This window comes from Xenorhabdus sp. PB30.3, from assembly GCF_963895965.1.
Classification (GTDB): domain Bacteria; phylum Pseudomonadota; class Gammaproteobacteria; order Enterobacterales; family Enterobacteriaceae; genus Xenorhabdus; species Xenorhabdus stockiae.
Window position 1 is genome coordinate 57,317 of sequence record NZ_CAWQMW010000122.1, and the last position, 26,318, is coordinate 83,634.

The 26,318-nt window shown below is 45.1% G+C and carries 20 protein-coding genes, 1 other RNA gene and 1 pseudogene; 10 read left to right on the forward strand and 12 right to left on the reverse strand.

Features of this window, described 5'->3' with window-relative positions; all coding sequences use genetic code 11:
* Positions 1-37 precede the first annotated feature (37 nt).
* From degS to zapG, 3 genes are all read right to left on the reverse strand, one after another.
* Positions 38-1,096, reverse strand: coding sequence for an outer membrane-stress sensor serine endopeptidase DegS (gene degS, locus AACX38_RS09400; protein ID WP_099109656.1), 1,059 nt, complete (start codon positions 1,094-1,096; stop codon positions 38-40).
* A gap of 111 nt (positions 1,097-1,207) precedes the next feature.
* On the reverse strand, positions 1,208-2,590 hold the full coding sequence (gene degQ, locus AACX38_RS09405; RefSeq protein WP_099122306.1) for a serine endoprotease DegQ: 1,383 nt from the start codon (positions 2,588-2,590) through the stop codon (positions 1,208-1,210).
* A gap of 278 nt (positions 2,591-2,868) precedes the next feature.
* Entirely contained in the window at positions 2,869-3,273 is a 405-nt protein-coding gene (gene zapG, locus AACX38_RS09410) for a Z-ring associated protein ZapG (protein WP_099109658.1), read from the reverse strand.
* A 217-nt stretch (positions 3,274-3,490) separates the two neighbouring features.
* Between zapG and zapE the strand changes: the two genes are divergently transcribed.
* The 5 genes from zapE to sspB all read left to right on the forward strand — a co-directional run bounded on the left by zapE (position 3,491) and on the right by sspB (position 7,369).
* Positions 3,491-4,627 carry a cell division protein ZapE gene (gene zapE / locus AACX38_RS09415; protein ID WP_228862914.1) on the forward strand — a complete coding sequence of 379 codons (1,137 nt, stop codon included), beginning with the start codon at positions 3,491-3,493 and terminating at the stop codon, positions 4,625-4,627.
* Positions 4,628-5,044: 417 nt separating this feature from the next.
* Positions 5,045-5,473, forward strand: a complete 429-nt coding sequence (gene rplM, locus AACX38_RS09420; protein WP_086954482.1) for a 50S ribosomal protein L13 — start codon at positions 5,045-5,047, stop codon at positions 5,471-5,473.
* A 15-nt stretch (positions 5,474-5,488) separates the two neighbouring features.
* Positions 5,489-5,881: a 30S ribosomal protein S9 gene (rpsI, locus tag AACX38_RS09425; protein ID WP_012990148.1), complete on the forward strand. Its 393-nt coding sequence runs from the start codon at positions 5,489-5,491 to the stop codon at positions 5,879-5,881.
* A gap of 360 nt (positions 5,882-6,241) precedes the next feature.
* Positions 6,242-6,883 (forward strand): stringent starvation protein SspA, encoded by a 642-nt coding sequence (sspA, locus tag AACX38_RS09430; protein WP_086954480.1) that lies wholly within the window; start codon positions 6,242-6,244, stop codon positions 6,881-6,883.
* 3 nt (positions 6,884-6,886) lie between these two features.
* Positions 6,887-7,369, forward strand: a complete 483-nt coding sequence (sspB, locus tag AACX38_RS09435; RefSeq protein WP_099122309.1) for a ClpXP protease specificity-enhancing factor — start codon at positions 6,887-6,889, stop codon at positions 7,367-7,369.
* Positions 7,370-7,422: 53 nt separating this feature from the next.
* On the opposite strand, the gene AACX38_RS09440 is transcribed toward sspB, so the two are convergent.
* From AACX38_RS09440 to gltB, 4 genes are all read right to left on the reverse strand, one after another.
* Positions 7,423-7,932, reverse strand: a complete 510-nt coding sequence (locus AACX38_RS09440; protein ID WP_228862915.1) for a hypothetical protein — start codon at positions 7,930-7,932, stop codon at positions 7,423-7,425.
* 388 nt (positions 7,933-8,320) lie between these two features.
* Positions 8,321-8,830 (reverse strand): hypothetical protein, encoded by a 510-nt coding sequence (locus AACX38_RS09445; RefSeq protein ID WP_228862916.1) that lies wholly within the window; start codon positions 8,828-8,830, stop codon positions 8,321-8,323.
* 369 nt (positions 8,831-9,199) lie between these two features.
* Complete coding sequence (locus AACX38_RS09450) at positions 9,200-10,618, reverse strand: glutamate synthase small subunit (protein ID WP_228862917.1); 1,419 nt, start codon at positions 10,616-10,618, stop codon at positions 9,200-9,202.
* A 9-nt stretch (positions 10,619-10,627) separates the two neighbouring features.
* Positions 10,628-15,085: a glutamate synthase large subunit gene (gltB, locus tag AACX38_RS09455; RefSeq protein WP_228862918.1), complete on the reverse strand. Its 4,458-nt coding sequence runs from the start codon at positions 15,083-15,085 to the stop codon at positions 10,628-10,630.
* Between the two features lie 666 nt (positions 15,086-15,751).
* On the opposite strand from gltB, the pseudogene arcB reads away from it, so the two are divergent.
* The 3 genes and pseudogenes from arcB (at position 15,752) to mtgA (ending at position 19,696) form a co-directional block, all read left to right on the forward strand.
* Positions 15,752-18,155: pseudogene (arcB, locus tag AACX38_RS09460) on the forward strand (aerobic respiration two-component sensor histidine kinase ArcB).
* A gap of 172 nt (positions 18,156-18,327) precedes the next feature.
* On the forward strand, positions 18,328-18,981 hold the full coding sequence (elbB, locus tag AACX38_RS09465) for an isoprenoid biosynthesis glyoxalase ElbB (RefSeq protein ID WP_228862920.1): 654 nt from the start codon (positions 18,328-18,330) through the stop codon (positions 18,979-18,981).
* A 4-nt stretch (positions 18,982-18,985) separates the two neighbouring features.
* Positions 18,986-19,696 carry a monofunctional biosynthetic peptidoglycan transglycosylase gene (mtgA, locus tag AACX38_RS09470; protein WP_099122315.1) on the forward strand — a complete coding sequence of 237 codons (711 nt, stop codon included), beginning with the start codon at positions 18,986-18,988 and terminating at the stop codon, positions 19,694-19,696.
* A 208-nt stretch (positions 19,697-19,904) separates the two neighbouring features.
* Here the strand turns inward: mtgA and dolP are convergent, their stop codons facing one another.
* Genes dolP through AACX38_RS09490 form a run of 4 tightly spaced genes read right to left on the reverse strand, consistent with a single transcriptional unit; the run spans position 19,905 to position 23,358 of the window.
* The gene (gene dolP, locus AACX38_RS09475) at positions 19,905-20,480 is read right to left on the reverse strand and encodes a division/outer membrane stress-associated lipid-binding lipoprotein (RefSeq protein WP_228862921.1); all 576 of its coding nucleotides are present in this window, start codon (positions 20,478-20,480) and stop codon (positions 19,905-19,907) included.
* 11 nt (positions 20,481-20,491) lie between these two features.
* The gene (gene diaA, locus AACX38_RS09480; protein ID WP_099122317.1) at positions 20,492-21,082 is read right to left on the reverse strand and encodes a DnaA initiator-associating protein DiaA; all 591 of its coding nucleotides are present in this window, start codon (positions 21,080-21,082) and stop codon (positions 20,492-20,494) included.
* A 38-nt stretch (positions 21,083-21,120) separates the two neighbouring features.
* Entirely contained in the window at positions 21,121-21,510 is a 390-nt protein-coding gene (locus AACX38_RS09485; protein WP_099122318.1) for a YraN family protein, read from the reverse strand.
* A 60-nt stretch (positions 21,511-21,570) separates the two neighbouring features.
* A complete protein-coding gene (locus tag AACX38_RS09490; RefSeq protein WP_370630588.1) occupies positions 21,571-23,358 on the reverse strand; it encodes a penicillin-binding protein activator in 1,788 nt (595 codons plus the stop codon).
* 147 nt (positions 23,359-23,505) lie between these two features.
* Between AACX38_RS09490 and rsmI the strand changes: the two genes are divergently transcribed.
* Positions 23,506-24,378 (forward strand): 16S rRNA (cytidine(1402)-2'-O)-methyltransferase, encoded by an 873-nt coding sequence (gene rsmI, locus AACX38_RS09495; RefSeq protein WP_099122320.1) that lies wholly within the window; start codon positions 23,506-23,508, stop codon positions 24,376-24,378.
* 71 nt (positions 24,379-24,449) lie between these two features.
* An RNA gene (rnpB, locus tag AACX38_RS09500) (RNase P RNA component class A) lies at positions 24,450-24,835 on the forward strand.
* A 401-nt stretch (positions 24,836-25,236) separates the two neighbouring features.
* On the opposite strand, the gene lpxP is transcribed toward rnpB, so the two are convergent.
* On the reverse strand, positions 25,237-26,160 hold the full coding sequence (lpxP, locus tag AACX38_RS09505; RefSeq protein WP_228862923.1) for a kdo(2)-lipid IV(A) palmitoleoyltransferase: 924 nt from the start codon (positions 26,158-26,160) through the stop codon (positions 25,237-25,239).
* Between the last annotated feature and the right edge of the window lie 158 nt (positions 26,161-26,318).

Below are 26,318 nucleotides of genomic sequence, written 5' to 3' on the forward strand. Positions count from 1 at the left end.
ATCCATTCCTTCTTTGACTTCCATTTCCTAATTGATTTCAGTATTCATCAAATTCTTCAATCATAACGTTGAAGGTAAGCGTTTGACCATCACGTAAGACTGTAACAGGAACGACTTTTCCGGGCCGGATTTCTGCAACCTGATCCATTATTTCGGCAGGTGAGAGTGCCGGTTTGTGATTAAGGCTGATGATAATATCGCCCACTTGTATTCCGGCTTTTTTGGCTGGGCTTCCCGGTAAAAGCTGAAAAACCCGCACTCCCTGAATCTGATGGATTTGGGTATCTGACGAGCGGATATTCGGTAGCTCTTTTGTTGAAATGCCGATATATCCTCTGATAACCCGACCATCACGGATCAGTTTCTGCATAATTTTTGTTGCCAGCGCTGTGGGAATGGCAAATCCCAGTCCTTCAGGCGTAGAGCCAAATTCAGATTTATCAAACGACAGTGTATTAATGCCGACCAGTTCGCCTAATGTATTAACCAGTGCTCCGCCGGAGCTGCCCTGATTGATTGAAGCATCTGTTTGCAGGAAATTCTGGCGTCGTGTCGGACTCAGCCCGACACGTCCGGTCGCACTGATAATACCTTGAGTAATTGTTTGCCCTAAGTTATAAGGATTGCCGATTGCCAGCACGATATCCCCGACATGAGGCGCCCTTTTGAGATTAATAGGGATAACCGGCAGATTTTCAGCCTTTATTTTGAGTACTGCCAAATCTGTCGGGCCATCAGAACCGACCAGTAAAGCTTCGTAGAAACGCCCGTCCTGCAACGCAACAATAATAGAGCCTACTTTGTTGATAACATGCTTATTGGTGAGTATATAGCCCTGTTCACTCATTATGACGCCGGAACCCAATGGAAGCAGTTCCCGTGGTTCATGGGAGAAACTTCCTATACTGGTGCTATATATATTCACAACCGCAGGTGCTGCCCGACGAACACCCTGACTGTAACTGGATGGTTTTTCTGTGTTATCGCTGTACAGGAGATTATTTAACTTATTGGGACGTAGTGAGGGTATGGCAACCAGTAAAATTGCTGCAATAAGTAATCCCGCCAATATGGAGCGCAGTAATTTAATCAACATAACATTGTTCAGTAATCAATAAGTTAAAAAAGCATAGCACAGAAGCAAGCAGACACAGCCTGTGCTGTGTCTGCTTAATGTACTGCAATCAGAAAAATAATGGCATACCGATTAATTGTTCAATAACAGGTAAATATTGTCACCACCACGCAGGATATTCAGCGCAATAACGGATGGTTTTCCTTCAAGTACCTTTTGTAGCTCATTGATATTCTTAACCCGAACATTATTCGCCCCGATGATCAAATCATTCTTCTGCAAACCGACCATTGCGGCTGGAGAATTTTTGGCGACGCCGTCAACTTTCACGCCGGGAGTATTGTTCACAATGCCAGTACTGAGATTCGCACCCTGTAGCGCAATGCTTAATTTTTCAGCTTTGGTAGATGGAGATTCGCTATTTTCCAGAACAACAGACACCTCCATAGGCTTGCCTTTACGCAACAGACCTACTTTGATTTCTTTGCCCGGTGCAGTCGTACCAATTTTTGCTCTTAACTCAGCAAAGCTATTAATTTTCTTACCATCAATGGAGGTCAGTACATCTCCGGGTTTAATACCAGCCTTTGCCGCAGCAGATTTAGGAACTACTTCACTGACAAAAGCACCCTGTTGAGCATCAACATTCAGTGCTTTGGCGATATCCGCTGACATTTCAGTACCCTTGATACCAAGCAGGCCGCGTTTTACTTCGCCGTGAGCTATTAACTGGTCTGCCAGATTTCTGGCCATGTTACTTGGGATCGCAAAACCAATACCCACGTTGCCGCCACTAGGTGCAACAATCGCGGTATTAATACCGATCAACTCCCCTTTGAGGTTGATCAGGGCACCACCAGAGTTACCCCGGTTAATTGAGGCATCTGTCTGGATAAAGTTTTCCAGACCTTCCAGATTCAGGCCGCTACGGCCAAGGGCCGAAATGATCCCTGAAGTCACTGTTTGCCCCAGCCCGAATGGGTTACCGATAGCAACAGCATAATCACCGACGCGAAGCTGATCGGAATTAGCAAATTTAATTGCTGTCAGGTTCTTGGCATCTTTAAGCTGCAAAAGTGCGATATCAGTCTGCGGATCACGCCCGATGAGTTTAGCGGAGTATTCACGCCCGTCATTGAGCTGGACTTTAATTTTATCCGCGTTATTGATGACGTGATTGTTAGTCAGTACATATCCTTTATCGGCATTAATAATGACACCAGAACCTAACCCCTGAAATGGGCGGCTTCTTTGTTGTTCCACTGGTGGAAAACCCGGCCCAAAGAAGAACTGGAAATCTTCTGGCAGCTGGAGTTGTTGGGTTTGAACTTCAGTGCCGGCAACATGAACGGTGACAACGGAAGGAAGGACTTTTTCTAACATTGGAGCAAGGCTCGGTAATTCCTGAGAGGCCATAGCAGCGGGTAAAGCCGCATTACTTACCATTGGTACCGAAGCTAAAGATAAACCAATACTGATCGCTAATGCGCTGAGCAATGTGTTTTTACTTTTCATTGAATGCGTTCTCTTACTTACCTAAGCCAGAAAAGGAAAATAGTACTTAAAGCCCTGAACCCACAAAGGAATTTCGTTTTTCTGAGAAACTACACTCATCGGAACAGGTTTCAAGCATAATTGTTTCGTTGCAGTTATGACTACCAAGTATTCAGCAAAGTTCACTAATAATGTCGTTTTGTCGAATGTTTTTACAGGGATTTACCTGAAAAAACATTTAAATACAGTGGGATAAACAATATTGCCGTGGGCATAAATTATGGCCACGGCGAGAATAATTACTGTTTTTGTTCCTGAACGGGACGCAATAGCCCGGATGAACCTTCAGAATAGTCCCGTGGAGGTACATCTGTGACAATCTGGTTGGTATCGTTCTTAGATTCGTTAAGACGATAATTAAAGGGATTTTCCTGCATTGGCATATCTGGCATTAATTCATTGGAACTTTTAGCCATATGTTGATACAGCTGGCGATAATCCCGGGCCATATTATCCAGCAACTCAGCGCTGCGGGCAAAATGGCTGACCAGCTCTTTGCGATATTCTTCAAGCTCTGCCCGGTTTTTCTCCAGCTCAGCCTGTGCCGCATTTTGCTGGCGCAGTTTTCGGCTGCCAAAGCGGACAGCCAATGCTCCGATGATAAAACCAACAATTAATCCTATCAGTGCGTATTCCCAAGTCATGGCAACTCCTTTCTTAACATCATAGCTACCACTATAACCGCTAATTCAGTCAGAGTGGAATATTGATTATTATTTAATTAATTTATATATCACCCGAGGTGTTAATTTTATACAAATTTGTCATGATAGGCTGTGAGTTAGACCCAATGTATATACTCAATTGAAATCTATTAAGTATATATGGTGGGGATAAAAATTTTTAAGGATTACTATATTAATGTCACCGATTACACCTTCGTCTCTTTACCAGACTGCACTGTCTGAAGGGCAGTATCAACCTGATGAAGTGCAGCGTAATACTGTCGCCCGTCTGGATATGATTTACCATGAGCTTGTACAGAACTTAGCCAAAAATGCGGCGCATTCAGATGGCTCAGGCGGATTAAAAAGTCTGTGGAATAAACTATTAGGGCGTTCATTAAAGGACAATATCCGTCCCGTGCAGGGACTGTATATGTGGGGTGGTGTAGGGCGGGGAAAAACATGGCTTATGGATATGTTTTTCCAGAGTTTACCGACTGAAAGGAAGCTACGCCTGCATTTCCACCGTTTTATGCTGCGGGTACACGAAGAATTAACTGAATTGCAGGGGCATGAAAATCCACTGGAGATTGTGGCTGATGGTTTCAAGGCACAGACTGATATCCTCTGCTTTGATGAATTTTTTGTTTCTGATATTACGGATGCCATGATCCTCGGCACGTTACTGGAGGCACTGTTCAGGCGCGGAATCGCTTTAGTGGCGACATCAAATATTCCACCGGATCAACTCTACCGTAATGGCTTGCAGCGAGCCCGCTTCCTGCCTGCTATTGAACAGATCAAAAAATATTGTGATGTCATGAATGTGGATGCGGGTATCGATTACAGGCTAAGAACGCTGACTCAGGCTCATATTTATCTGACACCGTTATCGGCAGAGAGCCGACAGGAGATGCATCAGGTTTTCCTGCGTCTGGCCGGTCGTGAAGGGGAGCCTACTCCGGTACTGGAAATTAATCATCGTGATATGCCGGCGATAAACAGTGTTGATGGTGTGCTGGCAATTGACTTTAAAACGTTGTGTGAAGATCCCCGTAGCCAGCGGGACTATATTGCGTTGTCTAAGATTTATCATACCGTTTTGCTGCATGATGTGCCGATCATGACCAAACTGGATGAAAGCGCTGGACGACGGTTTATTGCACTGGTTGATGAATTCTATGAGCGTCATGTGAAATTCATCATCAATGCCGAAGCCCCGATGGAAGGGATTTATCAGGGAGAATTGCTCCGTTTTGAGTATCAGCGTTGCTTGTCCCGTTTACAGGAGATGCAGAGTGAAGAATATTTACAGCGCCCGCATTTACCCTGATATCGATATCCTTCGTCTTTCAAGTTGCCTCTTTGTTGGCTGCGCTCGCTCACCCCAGTCACATAGTTATCTATGCTCCCGGGGATGAACTCCCTTGCCGCCGCGATGCAACTCGAAATCCATTGGATACATACCCTTCGTCTTTCGATCTGCCTCTTTGTTGGTTGTCAGGTAGACAGCATAGAGTCAACAGATTAGATAATTATTGAATTTGGGGTCGATTTTTTATAACGACTTCTCTATAATCTTGCGACCCCACGTTACAGCAAGATTTTTTATTTCCCAAAAAACTTGCATTAGTGCCGGCATAGGCTATTCGAAGGGGTAGGTTTGCTGGACATGAGTCGTGTGAACCTCAACAAAGTTTCTGAACCTCGAGTGTTCACCAACGTGTAACTTATAATTGGGTAAGCTTTAATGAAAACTTTTACAGCTAAACCAGAAACCGTAAAACGCGACTGGTATGTTGTTGACGCAGATGGCAAAACTCTTGGCCGTCTTGCAACTGAAATAGCTCGCCGCCTGCGCGGCAAGCACAAGGCGGAATATACTCCGCACGTTGATACTGGTGATTACATCATTATTGTTAACGCAGAGAAAGTTGCTGTAACTGGCAACAAACGTGCTGACAAAATTTATTATCACCACACTGGCCACATCGGTGGTATCAAGCAAGCGACCTTTGAAGAGATGATTGCCCGCCGTCCTGAGCGTGTCATTGAAATCGCGGTTAAAGGCATGCTGCCAAAAGGGCCTCTGGGTCGTGCAATGTACCGTAAAATGAAAGTTTACGCGGGCAGCGAGCACAACCACGCGGCACAGCAACCACAAGTTCTGGACATTTAATCGGGATTATAGGCAATGGCTGAAAATCAATACTACGGCACTGGTCGCCGCAAAAGCTCATCCGCTCGTGTCTTCATTAAGCCAGGTAGCGGTAACATCGTAATCAACCAACGCAGCCTCGAAGTTTACTTCGGTCGTGAAACTGCGCGCATGGTTGTTCGTCAGCCACTTGAGCTGGTTGACATGCTGGGCAAACTGGATCTGTACATCACTGTTAAAGGTGGTGGTATCTCTGGTCAGGCAGGCGCAATCCGTCACGGTATCACCCGTGCACTGATGGCTTATGACGAGACTCTGCGTTCTGATCTTCGCAAAGCTGGCTTCGTTACTCGCGATGCTCGTGAAGTTGAACGTAAAAAAGTGGGTCTGCGCAAAGCACGTCGTCGTCCACAGTTCTCCAAGCGTTAATTTTTTGTCACTACGGTGGCATTGGATTAATGTTGAAACCCGCCATGTTTATGGCGGGTTTTTTATTGCGGAGTTTTATTTCCTTAGTGAATACGCTTTTTTTGCAGAAAAAAAGAGCATATTGCAGAGATAATTCCCTGAACTCCGATATATCATCATTAATTCTCAATCTACTTCCCCACAAAATGTTCAAAATCTGGTAGACTAGTGACAATTTTTTGCCTTATCCATGCGTTTGCCTGACTTGTCTTAATAATCCTCGGATAATAAGTGCGAAACCGGATGAGAATATGAGCGAGAATAGCCATTGTTCATTGAAGGGCTGTTCGTTCCTTTTTTTAGATAAACTTGGAGGTTTTCATGGCTGTCGCTGCCAACAAACGTTCGGTAATGACTCTGTTTTCCGGCCCGACCGACATTTTTAGCCATCAAGTGCGAATTGTACTGGCGGAAAAAGGGGTCAGCGTTGAGATAGAACACGTTGAAGCAGGCAATTTGCCTCAGGATCTGATTGATCTGAACCCTTATCAAACGGTTCCTACCCTCGTAGATCGTGAGCTGACTCTTTATGATTCTCGCATCATAATGGAATATCTGGATGAGCGTTTCCCGCATCCACCGCTCATGCCTGTATACCCTGTTGCACGTGGCTCCAGTCGTCTGATGATGCACCGAATTGAAAAAGACTGGTATTCCCTGATGTATAAAATTCAGGAAGGAAGTGCTCAGGAAGCCAATGCTGCGCGGAAACGCCTTGCTGAAGAATTGCTGGCAATCGCACCGATTTTCAGAGAAATGCCTTTCTTTATGAGTGATGAGTTCAGTCTGGTTGACTGCTATCTTTCTCCGTTGTTATGGCGTTTGCCTGTGCTGGGCGTTGAGCTGTCTGGCCCGGGAGCCAAAGATCTTCAGGTTTATATGCAGCGTGTATTTGAGCGTGACGCATTTCTGGCTTCATTGACAGAAGCAGAGCGTGAAATACGTTTACAGTCACGGGGTTAATGTATGGATATGACTCAAATGTCTCCCCGCCGCCCTTATTTACTGCGGGCACACTATGAGTGGCTGCTGGATAATGATTTGACTCCGCATATCGTTGTGGATGTGACTCAATATGGTGTCAACGTCCCGATGGAATATGCGCAGAATGGGCAGATAATCCTGAATATTGCTCCACGGGCGGTTGGTAATCTGGAATTGGCTGATGACGAAGTTCGTTTTAATGCCCGTTTTGGTGGTGTCGCGCGTCAGGTATCTGTTCCTATGTCTGCTGTCATTGCGGTTTATGCCCGTGAAAACGGTGCAGGGATGATGTTTGAGCCAGAAATCGCCTATGAAACAGACTCCGAGTTGGAGATTTCAGAGTCTCCGGTAGCCGATAATCTGGTATTGATTCGTGATATGAAAACATCTCATGATGATAACCCGCCGGATGATGAGCCACCTCAGCCTCCAAAAGGTCGTCCGACGTTACGTGTTGTAAAATAAAGCGTTATAAACGTAATACGAAAAAATAGAGGAGAAATTATCTCCTCTATTTTTTATAAAAATGCAACATAAGACTTATTTAACGCGAACTGACACAATTCTATATTTTCTTCATCTTTTCTGCTTGCTGATGTTTTGGCTTTCTTTAAACTTACAGTTACATCCCGAACAAATTTTTCTTTGCTTTGTGTTCCTATTAGTGTTGATGGGATATTGCAGATGTTATTGATTGACGATGGCTGGTATTTATCTGCCATCGCTAAAACTTCAATCGGATTATTAATTAGAGCAAAGGATAATGAATTAAAGATCTGGTTGGAAAAATCGTGGTGGATGTTAGGAACTAATTGAAAAGCGACTTCTAACCACTCAGTCTCTCCGGTAGTAATAAAGTCAGCTATTTCTTCTCTTTTTCTTCTCTCACCTATCTCAGCAACAACAGAATTTACACCCCTCTCCTTCACCTGTTGAATAATTTCTTTTGGTGTAGATAAACCGGCGACAGAAGGTGAACTAATCAAGAATATGAAAGAGAGCAGGGATATTTTAGTTAGTAAACGCATTTATCTCTCCCAATTATTATATCCATATTTTTCAATTTACGGCTTTGCTTGCTGCACGTTGAAATCCACAGGGTATATCATGTAATGAATTTTTAATTGGTTATTATTTAATGTTGTTATATGCATTTTACTTAAAAGTGGGAGGGTCAAATCTGTAATTTACGTATGAAATATTATCTTAATTCACTCATACCCTATTTTCTGAAATATCTCTTTAAGAAAAATTTTTATATGTTGAATTGGAAATTAGCTTTTAAAGAAGTGAGAAATTATTTGAAGTGATTTCTTTTTCTAAAACAGTAAGAATGATCAGGATTGAAACTAAACTCAGCTTCAATCACTCTTATGCGGCGGGGATAGAAAAATGGACTAACCAGTTAGAAGTATATTAAAAATATCTTGGATATACTTGGTTCAACTTCAAAATACACCTTTCTATATTTTCTTTATCTTCTCTTTTTGCGGATTTTTCAGCGTTCTTTAAACTTGCAACTATGCCTTTGATAAGTTTATGCTTGTTTTTCTCTGCTATAACTGCCAATGAAAGATCACAGATGCTATTTGTTAAGTTAGGTCTGTGTTTGTTGGCCTGAGCTAAGACTCCAGCTGGATTGTTGAGCAGAGCAAGTGCCAAGGAGTCAAAGATCTGATTGGAGAATTCCCGATGGGTATTGGGAGTCAACCGAAAAGCAACTTCTAACCATTCAGGATCTCCGGTAGCAATAAGTCTAGCAATTTCATTTCTTTTATTTCTTTCACCTATTTCAGCAACAGTGGAATTCACTCCCCTTTCGGTAATTTGCTGAATAATCTCCTTTGGCGTGGATAAACCGGCGATAGAAGGAAAACTAATCAAGAGTACGAAAGAAAACAGGGATGTTTTAGTTAATAAACGCATTTATTTCTCTCTGTTATTATATCTTCCGGATTTCAATCGAGCGCCTTACCTTCTGCACCCAGAAATCCCGTTCAATTAATTATTATGTAATCGGTTTGAGATGGCAGATGTTAAATCTGTTGTTTTTGTAATTAGCGGAATTTTATTTCATGGGTACGCTGTATTCCTGATGTTTTTTTAGGAAGAATATTTATTTGGTAATTTTCAGGATATTAAATTTAAATATTTGTTTTTGGGATATAGGAATAATCGCATAATGTAAAAAAACATAATCATTATGGTAGTAAAAAGATAATGATGCGAGTATCGATTATTTGGCAGGAGTTTCTCCGGCCAAAAGACCGGAGAAAAGTTCGGGAGAAAATGAAATTAGACTTCAAGGTAGTCGAGAATACCAGAGGCAGCTTTTCTGCCTTCAGCAATGGCAGTAACAACTAAATCTGAGCCTCGAACAGCATCCCCGCCCGCGAAGATTTTAGGGTTACTGGTCTGGAAGGGTAAGATACTGGATTCGGGAGCGATAATACGCCCTTGTCTGTCAAGATTGATCTGATGGTCATCCAGCCATGTCATGGAATGTGGTTTGAAACCAAATGCCATAATTACAGTATCGGCGTTAATGACAAACTCAGAATCGGGGATAAGTTCCGCCTGACGACGTCCTTTTTCATCCATTTCGCCTAATTGCGTCTGAGCCATTCTGACCCCGCAAACATGTCCGTTATGATTGATTTCAACGCTGATAGGCTGAAGGTTGAACTGGAAATTGACGCCTTCTTCCCGGGCGTTCTTCACTTCCCGGCGGGAGCCCGGCATATTCTCTTCATCCCGTCGGTAGGCGCAAATCACATGACTTGCTCCCTGACGAACCGCAGTACGTACGCAATCCATCGCAGTATCACCACCACCTAAAACCAGAACCCGCTTACCTTTCATATCAATATAGGGCTGTTCTGGTGATGCTTCATAGCCCATTAACTGGCGAGTGTTGGCAATGAGAAAGGGCAGGGCATCGTATACTCCGCTGGCATTTTCATTTTCCAGACCGGCATGAATAGACTGATAAGTCCCGACTCCCAAAAAAACGGCATCAAATTGTTTTGTGAGATCAGCAAGAGCAACATCTTTACCTATCTCCGTGTTTAAGCGAAACTCGATACCCATTCCGGCGAAAATTTCACGGCGACGGCTCATCACTTCTTTTTCCAGTTTGAATGCCGGGATCCCAAACGTTAGTAAACCGCCAATTTCAGGATGACGATCATAAACGACAGCCTGTACCCCATTGCGGGCCAGAACATCAGCACAGGCCAGTCCGGCCGGGCCTGCTCCAATGATAGCAACGCGCTTACCTGTCGGGATCACCTGTGACATATCAGGTGTCCAGCCCATTGCAATGGCGGTGTCATTGATATAGCGCTCAATATTGCCGATGGTCACAGCGCCAAAATCGTCATTCAGCGTACAGGCACCTTCACACAGACGATCCTGCGGACAAACCCGCCCACAGACTTCCGGCAGGCTGTTGGTCTGATGAGATAGCTCCGCGGCTTCAATAATGCGTCCTTCATTGGCTAATTTCAGCCAGTTCGGAATATAGTTATGTACCGGGCATTTCCACTCACAGTAAGGATTGCCGCAGTCAAGGCATCGATCTGCCTGAGCTTCTACCTGAATTTCAGAGAAAGGTTCATAAATCTCCACAAATTCTATTTTGCGGACTTTCAGCGCTTTTTTCGGAGGATCGACACGCTGTAGATCGATAAACTGATAAACATTCTGACTCATTCCTGACTCCTACTGTGCCTGAACCCGTAATTCTGCGCTGGAACGGCTACGATGCCCCAGCAGCGCGCTGACATCACTGGATTTAGGCTTAACCAGTGCGAATTTATTGACCCACTGTGACCAGTTTTCCAGAATGTTTTCACCATGTGGGGAGCTGGTCAGGCGAACGTGTTCAGTGATTAATCCGCGCAGATGTTCTTTATGAATGGCAAGGGTATCGATTGAGAGCACTTCGACTAATTCTGGATTAACCCGTTTGCGGAAGTCATCAGATTCATCGAGAACATAAGCGAATCCTCCGGTCATGCCTGCGCCGAAGTTGACGCCAGTATCACCCAGCACGCAGACTATCCCGCCGGTCATATATTCACAGCCATTATCGCCGATACCTTCAACCACAGTGATGGAGCCTGAATTTCTTACGGCAAAGCGCTCACCGGCCCGACCCGCTGCAAAGAGTTTTCCGCCGGTTGCCCCATAAAGGCAGGTATTGCCAATAATAGTCGCTTCATTACTTTTGAATGCTGAACCAACCGGAGGCAGGATAACAATTCTTCCACCAGCCATACCCTTGCCGACGTAATCATTGGCATCGCCGGTGAGTGTCAGTTCAACCCCACCAGCATTCCAGACGCCAAAACTTTGCCCGGCTGTTCCTGAAAAATGCAGTTTTATGGGATTGCCCGCCAGCCCCTGATCACCGTGCATGGTTGCTATGATGCCGGATAATGCTGCACCGACAGAACGGTCCGTATTCTGGATATCGAAATAGAATGACTTACTCTGCGATTTTTCTACGTAAGGCAGAGCTTGTTTGACAATCGCTTTATTCAGAATTCCCGGATCAAAAGACGGGTTATCTTCTGTACAGTGTTGCTCCTTGCCTTCGTGGGGCTGCACTGTTTCCAGCAGAGGTTTAAGATTGAGTTTACTTTGTTTGGCAGAGATACCTTCCAGTATTTCAAGTAAGTCTGTGCGGCCAATTAGATCTGTTAGCTTCCGGACTCCCAGTTGCGCCAGAATTTCACGCGTTTCCTGCGCAATAAAGTGGAAGTAATTAATCACTCGTTCCGGTAGCCCGTGATAATGGGACTGGCGCAGTTTCTCATCCTGTGTTGCCACTCCGGTAGCACAATTATTGAGGTGGCAGATCCTCAGATATTTACAGCCGAGGGCGACCATCGGCCCTGTGCCAAAGCCAAAACTTTCCGCACCTAAAATAGCCGCCTTAATAATATCGACTCCGGTTTTTAACCCGCCATCAACCTGAAGACGGATTTTATGGCGCAAGCCATTTGCAACCAGAGCCTGCTGGGTTTCTACCAGACCAAGTTCCCAGGGACAGCCGGCATATTTAACTGAGGAGAGAGGACTTGCACCTGTTCCGCCGTCGTAACCGGCGATAGTGATAAGATCCGCATAGGCTTTTGCGACTCCGGTAGCAATCGTTCCCACTCCCGGTTCAGAAACCAGCTTGACGGAAATCAGTGCGTTGGGGTTGATTTGTTTCAGGTCAAAAATTAACTGAGCTAAATCTTCGATAGAATAAATATCATGATGCGGCGGTGGTGAAATAAGTGTCACACCGGGGATTGAGTAACGTAGTCTGGCTATATAAGGCGTGACCTTATCTCCCGGTAATTGCCCGCCTTCTCCGGGTTTTGCTCCCTGAGCAATTTTAATCTGAATCACATCGGCACTACTTAGGTAAGCCGGTGTAACACCAAAGCGTCCGGAGGCAACTTGCTTAATGCGGGAGACTTTTTTCGTGCCATAACGGGCAGGATCTTCTCCGCCTTCCCCTGAATTGGAGTAACCACCCAGTGTATTCATTGCTTCAGCCAGCGCCTCATGAGCCTCGGGACTCAGAGCGCCAATCGACATCGCGGCGGTATCAAAACGCTTAAACAGCTCTTCTGCAGGCTCGACGTCTTCAATAGGAACGGGTTCACCTTTTGGTGAGATAGCCAGTAAATCGCGCAGTGTCGTTACCGGACGACCATTGACTAGTTGTGAGTATTTTTGGTAATCGCTGTAATTACCGCTGTGAACGGCTGCCTGCAACGTGCTGACAACATCAGGGTTATACGCGTGATATTCTCCGTCGTGGACATATTTCAGCAACCCTCCCTGCTCGATAGTATGGCGGTGCAACCAAGCCCGTTTGGAGAGATTATGCAGATCCTGCTCAAAATCACTGAAATCAGCCCCTTCAATACGACTGACAACACCATTGAAGCAAATATCTGTGACTTCGGAATGCAAACCGACGGCTTCAAACAATTTAGAGCAACGATAAGAGGATATTGTGGAAATCCCCATTTTGGACATGATTTTATATAGCCCTTTATTGATGCCATTACGATAATTCAGCATTACGCGGGCGTATGGGGTCGTGAGCGTGCCGTCATCGATCATTTTGCCTAAGGATTCGTAGGCCAGATAAGGGTAAACAGCGGTAGCCCCAAATCCAAGCAGTACGGCAAAGTGGTGAGGATCGCGGGCACTGGCCGTTTCGACTATCAGGTTGGCATCGCAACGCAGGCTTTTTTCCACCAGACAATGCTGGATGGCCCCAACAGCCATGGGGGCAGGGATCGGTAATTTTTCAGGAGAAATATGGCGGTCAGACAACACCAGCAAGACGGCACCATCACGGACAAGTTTTTCGGCCTGTTCGCACAGGGCTGAGACGGCATTTTTGAGATTGCTCTCCTGTGGATTAAAGGTTAAATCCAGTGTTTCTGCCCGGTAATAAGATTCCTGTTGCTTTGTCAGTTGCACGAAATCAGGGTAAAGCAGTACCGGCGACTCGAAACTCAGGCGGTGAGCCTGACCTTCTGCCTCACAAAAGACATTCATTTCCCTGCCGATACGGGTGGAGAGCGACATGACATGGGCTTCACGCAGCGGATCAATAGGAGGGTTGGTTACCTGAGCAAACTGCTGGCGGAAATAGTCATAGATAATACGCGGGCGGCTGGAAAGGACGGCAAATGGCGTGTCATCGCCCATTGATCCGGTTGCCTCCTGACCATTCTCACCGAGTACGCGGATAATCTGATCCAGCTCTTCATTACTGTAAGCAAACTGTTTGTGATAGGTTGCCAGCATACGATCATCCAAATCTCGTTTGCCAACCTGCGCTTCCGGTAATTTTTCGAATGGTGTCAGATGCCTGACATTTTTCTCCAGCCACTCTTTATAAGGATGGCGGTTTTTTAAATCGTTATCTGTTTCCGCAGAGTGCAGAATCCGGCCTTTTCGGGTGTCGATCACCATTAATTCGCCTGGTCCGACCCGCCCTTTCTCGACGACTTCATCGGGCTGATAATCCCATATTCCCACTTCTGAAGCACAGGTAATCAGTTTATCCTTAGTAATCACATAACGGGCCGGACGTAAACCGTTGCGGTCAAGGTTACAAGCTGCATAACGCCCGTCAGAAATAACAATACCGGCAGGGCCGTCCCACGGTTCCATATGCATGGAATTAAAATCAAAAAAGGCGCGCAGATCATCATCCATATCTGGGTTGTTCTGCCATGCTGGCGGGACAAGTAAACGCATTGCACGGATTAAATCCATCCCTCCGTTGAGAAACAGCTCCAGCATGTTATCCAGTGAGCTGGAATCGGAGCCGGTTTCATTGACAAAAGGAGCCGCCGTTTGTAAATCCGGGATCAAAGGAGTGCGAAACTTGTAAGCTCTTGCTCTTGCCCATTCACGGTTTCCGGTGATCGTATTGATTTCTCCATTGTGAGCCAGATAACGGAACGGCTGAGCCAGTGGCCAGCGGGGAACGGTGTTGGTTGAAAACCGCTGGTGGAACAGGCAGATCGCAGATTCCATCCGCAAATCGGCTAAGTCCGGATAGAAGCGTGGTAAATCAGCCGCCATACATAGCCCTTTATAAATAGTGACTACATTGGAAAGGCTACAAACATAAAAATCTTTATCAGTAATACGTTTTTCCACGCGCCGCCGGACAATGAACAGCCTGCGCTCTAAATCCTGCGATCGCCACCCGGCTGGAGCGTTGACAAAGATCTGTTCAATACGGGGAAGGCTCGACAGGGCGATACTACCCAAAATATCCTGATTGATGGGGACTTCCCGCCATCCAGCGATAGACAGGGTTTCATGTTCTAACTCCTGCTCAATAATATTGCGGCATGCCTGAGCGATTTGGCTATCCTGACTTAAAAACAGCATACCGACGGCGTAGTTTTTTGCCAGTCGCCACGATTGTTCATTCGCGAGCATCTGGAAAAAACGGTCGGGTTTTTGCATTAATAAACCACAGCCGTCGCCGGTTTTCCCGTCTGCCAGAATTGCTCCCCGATGTTGCATTCTGGCTAATGCGTGTATCGCTGTACGCACCACTTTATGGCTTGGTTCCCCTTCAATATGTGCGATTAGCCCAAAGCCACAGTTATCTTTTTCCTGTAATTTGTCATACAACATGGTAAATCCCTCAAGTTCTGTCCGACTCTCACATCAATTACGTGATGATATAAATCATTATTTCTACAGGCGTCTGAATTGCGCCCTCAGTCAAATATTGCTTGTCTTATCGGCAGTACCATTTACCGCTAATAACAGACAGCAAAATGATGTTGTGTTTCTGTATAAGGGCACTGCATAAATATGAGCTAGATAAAAAACTAGCAGGTGATTTTCAGTGAATTCCCAACTTAGCGAGAAAAATAAAGTAGGTCAAATTGTGTCTAAAGGTGTTTTCAGCCATGAGAATGAGGTTAATTAATTGAATATATGTAATATATTCGTTAATTATCCGTTTTGTGACCTGTGTCATGACTTGGATATGATGTGATTTATATCACCATTTTACACCTAATGTGCATTTTAAATATGCTTTAAAATCGCCTTTAATTGGTTTATTAATCTTTTTTTATTGCTTTTGTAAGAATGTAGTTATGTATTTTAAGTTTGTTAAGTATAAATTATTGTTTGTTTTTTAGTCGCTTGTGGGGGATTAAATTTATGGATGATTTATTATTCTGTTTTTATGCTTTTTTATTCTTTTTGAGAATGGGAAATAATATCCCCTAACGAAGTCAGGCTTTTTTTAGGCTATGATGCAATCTGGTGATTTTACTTGGAGCTGTTATGAAGTTTATCAGGGGGCTTGCCCAATATTACGTTGATTTAATGATGAAACTCGGGCTTGTGCGTTTTTCATTACTACTGGCGTCTGTTCTGGTAATTCTGGCAATGACGATGCAAATGGCCGTAACTTTCGTCTTGCATGGGGAAGTGCAGCGTATTGATTTAATCCGTTCTATTTTCTTTGGTTTATTAATTACACCGTGGGCTGTCTATTTTCTCTCTATTGTTGTGGAACAGCTGGAAGAGTCACGCCAGCGTTTATCCAGTCTGGTGGCAAAGCTGGAGGAAATGCGCCAGCGTGATGCCAAACTGAATCAACAGCTAAAAGACAATATTACCCAACTGAATCAGGAAATCAGTGAAAGAGAAAAAGCGGAACAGGCGCATCTGGTCCTGCTGGATAAATTGAAATTAGAAATGGAGCACCGCGAAAAAACACAGATTGAACTTGAACAACAATCCGTTTTGTTACGTTCGTTTCTTGATGCTTCGCCTGATCTGGTTTATTACCGCAACGAAGACAATGAATTTTCCGGTTGTAACCGCGCAATGGAGTTGCTGACCGGTAAAAGTGAAAAGCAACTGATTGGCCTGACACCGACAGAAGTCTACGATAAAGAAATTGCCAACAAGGTAATGGAGACGGATGAAAAAGTCTTTCGGCACAATGTCTCACTGACCTATGAGCAGTGGCTGGTTTATCCTGATGGGCGCAAGGCCTGTTTTGAGCTGAGAAAAGTGCCTTTTTATGATCGTATCGGCAAGAGGCATGGCCTGATGGGATTCGGGCGCGATATAACCGAGCGTAAGCGCTATCAGGATGCGCTGGAGAATGCCAGCAGGGACAAAACTACTTTTATCTCTACGATTAGCCATGAGCTTCGTACGCCTTTAAATGGCATTGTCGGTTTAAGCCGTATCCTGATGGATACTAACCTGACACCAGAACAGGGCAACTATCTGAAAACGATCCATGTCAGCGCAATCACGCTGGGTAATATTTTCAATGACATCATTGAGTTGGATAAGATTGAACGACGAAAAGTCCAGCTAGACAGCCAGTTCATTGATTTTACCAGTTTCATAGTGGACTTGGAGAACATATCCGGATTACTGGCGCAGCCAAAAGGGATCCGTTTTGTATTGGAACCTGAGCTGCCACTACCGGCCAGAATACTGGCTGATGGAACCCGTTTACGTCAGATCCTATGGAATTTAATTGGTAATGCGGTGAAGTTTTCCCAGAAAGGGGAGATAAGGGTTCGTATCTGGCGTGAAAAAGGGGATCGTCTGCTGTTTGAAGTGACTGATTCTGGTATTGGCATCCCAGCTGATGAATTAGAAAAAATCTTCGCTATGTATTATCAGGTCAGAGACAGTGCTGGTGGTCGCCCGGCAACAGGGACAGGGATCGGGCTGGCAGTGTCGAAACGGCTTGCACAGGCTATGGGTGGCGATATCACAGTTAATAGTACAGTCGGAAAAGGCTCCTGTTTTACTTTATCTATCATCGCGTCTGCGATTGATGAAAACCCGGAAGGGGCGGAAGAAGAAGACGCATTGCCATTACCTGCCCTGAATATTCTATTGGTTGAGGATATTGAGCTGAATGTGATTGTTGCCCGTTCTGTTCTGGAGAAACTGGGTAATAGTGTCGATGTTGCCATGACTGGCGGTGATGCTCTGGATATGTTTGATCCTGATGAATATGATCTGGTGCTGCTTGATATTCAGTTACCGGATATGACGGGTCTGGATGTTGCCCGCGAATTACATCAACGTTATCCGAATCACACGCTCCCTCCTCTGATCGCTCTGACTGCCAATGTATTGAAAGACAAAAAAGAATATCTTGATGCTGGCATGGATGAAGTACTCAGTAAGCCGCTTTCTGTTAAGGAACTGACTGCGGTAATGGAAAAATTCTGGGGTAAGTCAACGGAGGCTGAAACTGTATTACCGGAATTCATTGAGCCGAAGAAAGAGGAAGAGTTACTCGATACTGAGATGCTTAACCAGTATATCGATCTGGTCGGGCCGAAAATGGTCATCGATAACCTGACTATTTTTGAGGATATGATGCCGGGCTACCTTGCTCTATTGGACTCAAATATGACGGCGAGAGACCAAAAAGGGATTGCAGAAGAGGCCCATAAAATTAAAGGCGCTGCTGGTTCTGTCGGATTACGTCATCTGCAACAGTTGGCACAGCAGATCCAGTCACCGGATTTACCCGCGTGGTGGGATAACGTACAAGAGTGGGTCGATGAGTTAAATCTGGAATGGAAAAATGATACGGAAACATTAAGAAACTGGTTAACGGGCGCTACAAAAAAATAACCCCAACCGAAGTTGGGGTGCGCGAATACTGCGCCAACACCAGGGAAACTTGTTTACCCGCTAATCTAAGATTTTTTTTAGGCGCGAGTAATTTGAGAATTCTTTCACACAGAACACAAGTACCAACATAGCAAAGATAAGATTTTTTGTTACAAGATTCATTAAAATCTGTGATGAAGATTGGTGTTTAACCCTCTAAGGGGTTAAGCATTAATCTACTACAAATGGAGATAAATATGAAATCTGTTGCAGTGATATTAAGTGGATGTGGGGTCTATGACGGGAGTGAAATCCATGAATCAGTCCTAACTATGCTCTCTTTGAGCCGTTTAGGCGCTGAAGTGTCTTTTTTTTCTCCAGATGAGTCACAACATCATGTAATTAATCACCTTAATGGAGAGGAAAAACAAGAAATACGTCACATAATGGAAGAATCATCCCGTATAACAAGAGGTAATATTCAGCCATTATCTGAAATTAATGCCTATACATTGGATGCACTTATCGTTCCCGGAGGTTTTGGCGCAGCTAAAAATTTAAGTAATTTCGCATTTAAAGGATTTGATTGTGAAATAAATAAAGAATTTTTCAGTATTGTTCAGGATATGCACAAAAAAGGCAAGCCGATGGGGTTTATGTGTATTGCTCCTGTGATGGTGCCTAAAATATTAGGCGAATCGATAAAAGTCACTATAGGTAATGATCCTGAAACGGTATCACAGATAGAGAAAATGGGCGGGATTCATATTGAATGCCCGGTTGACGACATTGTTATTGATTTTGAAAACAAAATTGTAACAACCCCAGCATATATGCTGGCTCAATCCTTGTCTGAGGCTGAAATAGGGATCGATAAATTAGTCAGAAAAATATTGGAAATGATTGAGTAATAGGATGAGAAATCCTTTTTCAATATTATGGCGCTGGTTGAAGAAAATTGTGCTTACGATCACTCTTTTATGGTTTGTTGCTGTAATCACATTTTCATTTCTGCCAGTGCCGTTTTCTATGGTGATGCTGGAAAGACAGGTAGATGCGTTAATCTCAATTAATTTATCTTATGTTTCTCGCTCTAGTTGGGTGGACCAAGATCAAATCTCACCTTATATAGCATTAGCCGTGATTGCTGCCGAGGATCAACGGTTTCCGGAACACTGGGGATTTGATTTTTCTGCGATAAAAATGGCGGTGGAACATAATAAAAAAGATCAGAAACGGATACGTGGGGCTTCCACCATTACTCAGCAAACCGCCAAGAATTTATTCCTGTGGGAAGGGCGCAGTTGGGTAAGGAAAGGTCTGGAGGCGGGAATGGCAATGGCTCTGGAACTGGTGTGGTCAAAGAAACGTATTCTCACTGTCTATCTGAATATTGCTGAATTTGGCAGGGGAATTTTTGGTGTGGAAGCCGCTTCCCGGCACTATTTCGGTAAACCAGCCAGCCGGCTGACCGCTTCTGAAGCGGCTCTTCTGGCGGCAGTATTACCTAATCCGATACGCTACCGGGTTGATGCACCTTCTGCCTATGTGCTGCAACGCCAGCAATGGATATTACGTCAAATGCAGTTATTGGGAGGGAAGCATTTTCTGACTCGAATAAACTGAAGATATAATGTGGTACTGCCGGAAAGATGGCGGATATATACCCGTCGTCTTTCAAGTTGCCTCTTTGTTGGCTGCGCTCACTCACCCCAGTCACATAGTTATCTATGCTTCTGGGGATGAATTCTCTTGCCGCCGCGATGCAACTCGAAATCCATAGGGTATAGAAGTACAAGCAAAACAGCTCTGTTTTATGCTGCTCTCCCGGCAGTTAATCGAGATAAGTAAATGCGGTGGTTACACGTTTAATGCCATCAGTTTCACTGGCAATTTTCGCTGCATCAGCGCCTTCTTGTCTGGTCACAATCCCGAATAAAAAGACTTCGCCATTTTCAGTCACCACTTTGATATTTGATGATTTCACCGCATCGCTGGCCAGAATTTTTGAACGTACTTTCGTTGTCAGCCAGGCATCCACTGAGGCAGTACCAAGAGAAACGGGCTTCCCTTGTCTGATTTCGTTATAGACCACACTGACACCTTCAGTTTTCGACGCTATCTGTTTTGCCCGCTCTGCCAGCTGCATATCCGGGCTTTGTCCGGTTAACAGAACCTTTCCCTGATAAACCGTCGTGACGATACGGGTCTGAGACTTAATTTGTGGATCCTTGCTTATGGCATTACTGACACGGGCTTCCAGAGTTGTATCATCCACCTGTTGCCCAACCGTCCGTGGATCCGTACCTGCTTTGGTAGCAATTGCAGCAGAACCTACAAGGGCTGCACCAATACATCCCTGTAGTAACATTGTGCTGCAAAATACCAGTAATAAAGAGAGTAACCGCATTATTTGGCTCCTTAGTCATCCTGATGAGGAAATAAAGTATTGTCGATTAAGTCACACAGACAGTTAATTGTCAGCATATGGACTTCCTGAATCCTGACACTGTGGTGGGAAGGAATACGGATTTCCACATCCTGTGGTCCCAGTAACCCTGCTAACTCACCGCCATCGAAACCTGTCAGTGCAACAATGGTCATATCGCGGGTAACGGCTGCTTCTACGGCTTTAATGATAGCCCGGCTGTTACCATGCGTAGAAATAGCCAGCAGAACATCTCCGGCCTGCCCCAGAGCCCGAACCTGCTTAGCGTAGATTTCTTCCGGCTGCCTGCTGCCGGCGATGGCAGTGATGACAACATTATCAGCATTCAGTGACAATGCTGGCAGACTTGGCCGCTCTGTTTCAAATCTATTTATCATACTGGCGGCAAAACGCTGTGCTGTTGCGGCGGATCCGCCATTGCCACAGCACAGGATCTTGTTGCCATTCAGCAGTGATTGAACCATCATCATTGCGGCGCGTGAAATGGCGTCCGGTAATGCCTCTGCTGCTGCGATTTGCGTTTGAATACTTTCTGTAAAGCAGACTTTAATTCTATCCAGCACGTTATGACCTATATTATTGATAATATATTTATTGAAATTCAGAACCTATCAGATAGGTTTTCATTTAAATTGAAAGCATCTTTCAGCCATTCAAATTTCTGACCGGTAATTGCGCAAACATCAAAACGGCAGGCCGCAGTATCAAGAGATTCGTTACGCTGGTAAAGCCAGACCGAAGCCGTATGCAATAACTTTCTGCGTTTGCTCTGGGTAATTGTAGCAATGGCATCACCATATTGTGCATTCTGGCGGAAACGAACTTCAACGAAAACCCAGACCTGCTTGTCACGCATGATCAGATCGATCTCTCCACCACGAATTTTCACATTCTCTGCAATAAACACAAGACCCTGTTTTTGCAGAAACTGTTTAACCTGTTGTTCGTAATGGCATCCCTGCGCGTAACGATTAATTTGGGGCTTTTTCATCCTGAAATTACCACTCAAAAGAAGATGTTATTTATCGGGCTGACTTACTGCCTTCAGGCTCTACCCAGCATGATTGTCAGTAGCTGAGTTCTCTGTAGCATTGTTCAGCGTACCGTCAGTATTTCCGGTTACGCTATTTTCTGTCATGCGGCTCTCCAGCATAATGCGCCCATTGCTGAATTGCATCCACGGCAACTGGCGATATATTGTACAATCATTTATGGCAGAGAGTTCACCAGATTCGCCATTCATATTGAAACCGCTGGCTTGTTGTAGTTGTGCAAAATGATTAGCCAGTGACCAGGCGTCAATTCCCATTGCGTAGAGGCGCATCAGAGAGTAATCATTCCCGAACTTACTGGCAGCCTGCCTCATCAGTGGAACATTCGCTCCCGTTAATAATGGGACATCGCTGAACTGCATACCATCCATTTCCAGACGAAAATCCGGGCCTGCATCGGCTTTATTACTGCGTGAACTGGCATAAAGAGCCGGTTTTTTGCGGGAGCTGATTGCCATATCAATCATTGGTTTGATGAGTGTCAGCTCATCGGTTGTTGCCACAATATAGACCGCATCAACCGGGCCACGAGATGTGCTGGTGACAATGGGTAAGTGCTTATCTGATTGTGTTGTATCAGAAAATTGCGTTTCATTGGCGTCAGGAACAGAATTGCTGACCGGAATTGCGGTTCCGGACATACGGATGCCGACTCCACGGTTCATGGATTGTCTCATTTCCGCCACTGTGCCGAAGGATTGTTGTAATACTTCGGAACCCCCTAATTGCTGCCATTCAGTTGCAAAGGCATTTGCTACTCTGCTACCCAATACAGAGCGTGGTACTAACACCAGTGGATTATGTTTCTGTTGCTGCCAGATATGCTGCGCTGCGCTTTTAGCTTCGTCCTCAGGTGACAGAGAGAAATAACAGAAATTAGGATGAAGTTGTGTGGTATCCGGTTTATTCAATGCCAGAATATTTAACGGAGTATTTATCTGTACCAGCTGTTCTACCTGAGGTTTCAGCAGAGGGCCAACGACGAGTGTTACTCCGTCCTGCTCCGCCTGTGCCAGCAGACTAGCCAAAGGCTGGCTGTCGGTATCATAGATTTTCACTACTTGATGATTGACAGGAACTGAATTAATGGTGAATTGCCCTGTCATACCCGTTTCCGTTGTATCCGCAGTGTTCGCCTGATCGGTTTCCACCGCGTTGGTAATGATGCTATCAACAGAATTCGTGTCAACAGAATCGGTATCAACAGAAGTATTGTCGACGGCACTACTAGGCGCTACAGCTGATGTATTTACAGGTAACTCAGGCTTTGGCAGTCCTTTTTGTGCATCCAGAAACCCCTGACGAATCGCATCACCAAATGCTTTAGCCTGTCCGCTCAAAGGCAGGAAAAGCCCGATACTGGCCTGTTGGACCTGAGTGACATGCAACATTTGTTTCAGAGAGGAAGGCAAGTTCTGAACAGCAGGGTTTTCCGGATAACGAATTTGCCAGTCCCGAATGGCCGAACGAAGTTTGTCCGCGTCCTGCTTATTGGCCTGATAAGCGTTGAGCAGGTCGAGCCAACCCTGAAGAGTGTATTCATTGGCATTAATGACCAGTTCGCTGAGCTGCTGGGCAGTGAGATGAGTCAGGGCTTGCCAAGTATCATCAATATTTTGCTGATGTGCGGCTTCATTTTCTATATTGGGTTCCAGTGCAATATAAGCACGGATGACTTCCAGAGAAGGCTGGTTGCCTGCATTATCAATAATGGCCTGATAGCGGTTAATCTCTGCGCTGATCTTGTCTTGTGGCTCAGAAGGTGGTTGCCCTTGTGGTGTAGGCATGGTACACCCTGCAATAATCATAGTTGTCAGCAATGCTGTGCAGACTAAACCAGTTTTGAAACGCACAAAAATTGAGGGAAGCATACTGTATCCAGTGATGTTTTTTTCAAAGATGCTCAATTTTAAATCGGTCATTCGGATGAAACAATGAATCAAACCAATCGAGCAGTGGTTACGACATCTACGCTGTATGTTGTGCCAACTCCTATCGGAAATCTGGGGGATATCACTCAGCGCGCACTTGAAGTTCTTAAACATGTCGATTTGATTGCTGCCGAAGATACGCGACATACCGGCCTGTTACTTCAACATTTTGCCATTAATGCGCGCATGTTCGCACTTCATGATCATAATGAACAGCAGAAAGCAGATCAATTAATTGCGAAATTACAACAGGGTTTAAGTATCGCGCTCGTCTCTGATGCCGGAACGCCATTAATTAATGATCCGGGCTATCACCTTGTCCGCCGCTGTCGTGAAGCCGGAATTAGTGTTGTTCCGTTGCCGGGGCCTTGTGCGGCAATTGCGGCATTATCTGCGGCCGGTCTGCCTTCCGATCGGTTTTGCTATGAAGGTTTTCTGCCAGCCAAAAGCAAAGGGCGTCAGGATGCGCTGCGTGATTTGGCTCAGGAATCAAGGACAATGATTTTCTATGAATCCACTCATCGTTTGCTGGACAGCTTAGAAGATATTGTTGAAGTCTGGGGAGCAGAGAGATACGTGGTGTTGGCACGAGAGCTGACGAAAACATGGGAATCTATTCAGGGTATGCCTGTGGGGGAATTACTGGCGTGGATCAGGGAGGATGAAACTCGCCGTCGGGGAGAAATGGTGTTGATTGTTGAGGGGTATCATAAACCCGCAGATGACAGTCTCCCGCCGGAAGCATTACGGACACTGGCATTATTACAAAAAGAGCTGCCGTTGAAGAAAGCAGCGGCTTTGGCCGCTGAGATTCATGGCGTGAAGAAAAATGCTCTGTATCGTCATGCTATTGAGCAAAATGAAACTGAAATGTGAAATCCATTGTGTATAAAGGGATGTGTGAAAACTCCTATACATCAGGAAATAAACCCCTTATAATCCGCGCCGGAGTTGGCTAGACAGTCGCTGCTTTACTGCTCTCTTCGGGGAAGAGTAAAGGGGAGGAAAGTCCGGGCTCCACAGGGCAGGGTGCCAGATAACGTCTGGGAGGTGAAAGCCTACGACCAGTGCAACAGAGAGCAAACCGCCGATGGCTCAGCTTTTCTTCGTGAGAAGCTGAGATCAGGTAAGGGTGAAAGGGTGCGGTAAGAGCGCACCGCGCGGCTGGTAACAGTCCGTGGCACGGTAAACTCCACCCGGAGCAAGACCAAATAGAGGTTCACATGGTACGGCCCGTATCGAACCCGGGTAGGTTGCTTGAGCCAGCGCGTAAGTTCTGGCCTAGATGAATGATTGTCCACGACAGAACCCGGCTTATCGGCCAACTCCACAGATTCAGCCCCATAAAGCGTCAGCTTTATGGGGCTTCTTCTTTTATTTTTCCATATGACAGGTTAAAACCACCGTCTTTAGACGGTGACTTTGACTTTAATGTTTTGACCTATGCGCGTTTACGAGGTGCGTGGTTCGACGACTTTCAGTCGTCGGCACCGAAGTGCGCTAACCCACCTACTTCAGTAGGTGGTAGTTAAGTCAGGATATTAGGGTGTGTAGACGTTTTCTCGAAGGGAATTGAGTGAATTGGCTCGAAATTACGCCAGCACATTGGCACTGGCATTTACCATTCTCTGGGTACTTATGTGGGGCGAGTCAATGATGAAGACAAAATATCAACACGCCCTAGTCGTATGTGTGTCAGGAAACAGCCAAATAGACTGATAACCTACTTTGTACTTAGTCATATAGTGATTCTTCACCTGCTGGGCGGGTTTTAAAGCGGCGATGTAACCAAAGGTATTGTTCGGGAGCATGCATTATTTGCCTTTCAATGACTTTGTTCATATAAGCCGCTGCGGATGATTCATCAGTATGAGGATAATTGTTAAGTGCGGGTTCGATAATCAGTTTATATCCATCGTTATTTTTATTACGGATCAATATGATTGGTACCATCGCAGGTTTAGCCAGACGGAATAAAACAAAAGTGCCATTGGTTGTCGCTGCTTTTTCTACCGCGAAAAATGGCGCAAAGGTACTGCCTTTAGGGCCGTAATCCAAGTCTGGAGCAAACCAAACTGATTCGCCTTGTTTCAAAAACCGAACCATCTTTTTCAGATCTCGGCGATCAATCATTGCCTTATTTGAACGCATACGGCCTTTAGTCTGAACATATTCCATGACTAAGTTGTTATGCGGCCGGTACATTGCCATCATCGGCTGGCACAACCCACTGATACGGCCACCCAGCTCCAGTGACATAAAATGTATACCGATTAACATCACGCCATTTTTTTCACTCTGTGCGGAATGTAAATTCTCCAGACCTGAAACATTAAACAAGCGTTTTACTGCACGGTCAGACCAGAACCAAGCGATACCGGTTTCAGCCAGAGCCATCCCCAGCGATGCAAAATTAGCCGCAATCATATTCTCTTTTTCTTCTTCACTAATGTGAGGAAAGCAGAGTTCGATGTTACGGCAGGTAATACGTTCGCGGCGTTTAAGGAAGTGACGGGATAGTTTACCTGCGCTAGCTCCCAGTCGCATCAGAACAGGGTAAGGAAGCTGAACTAGCAACCATAGAATAGTGAGACCAAACCATGTAAACCAATAGCGTGGGTGCAAAAATAAAGGACGGAACCGAACTTCTTTTTTCATTATAACTTTCTTAAGTGGTATTGGGGCGTGTTGACGCTTACTCAAAGGGAATTGAGCGGCATAATAATTTGGTATCTTATTTTCGCCAAAAAACTCGTTACCCGAACTATCATGCCACGACCCATGTTATCAGATCCCGTGTGGCAGAAGCTAAGCTA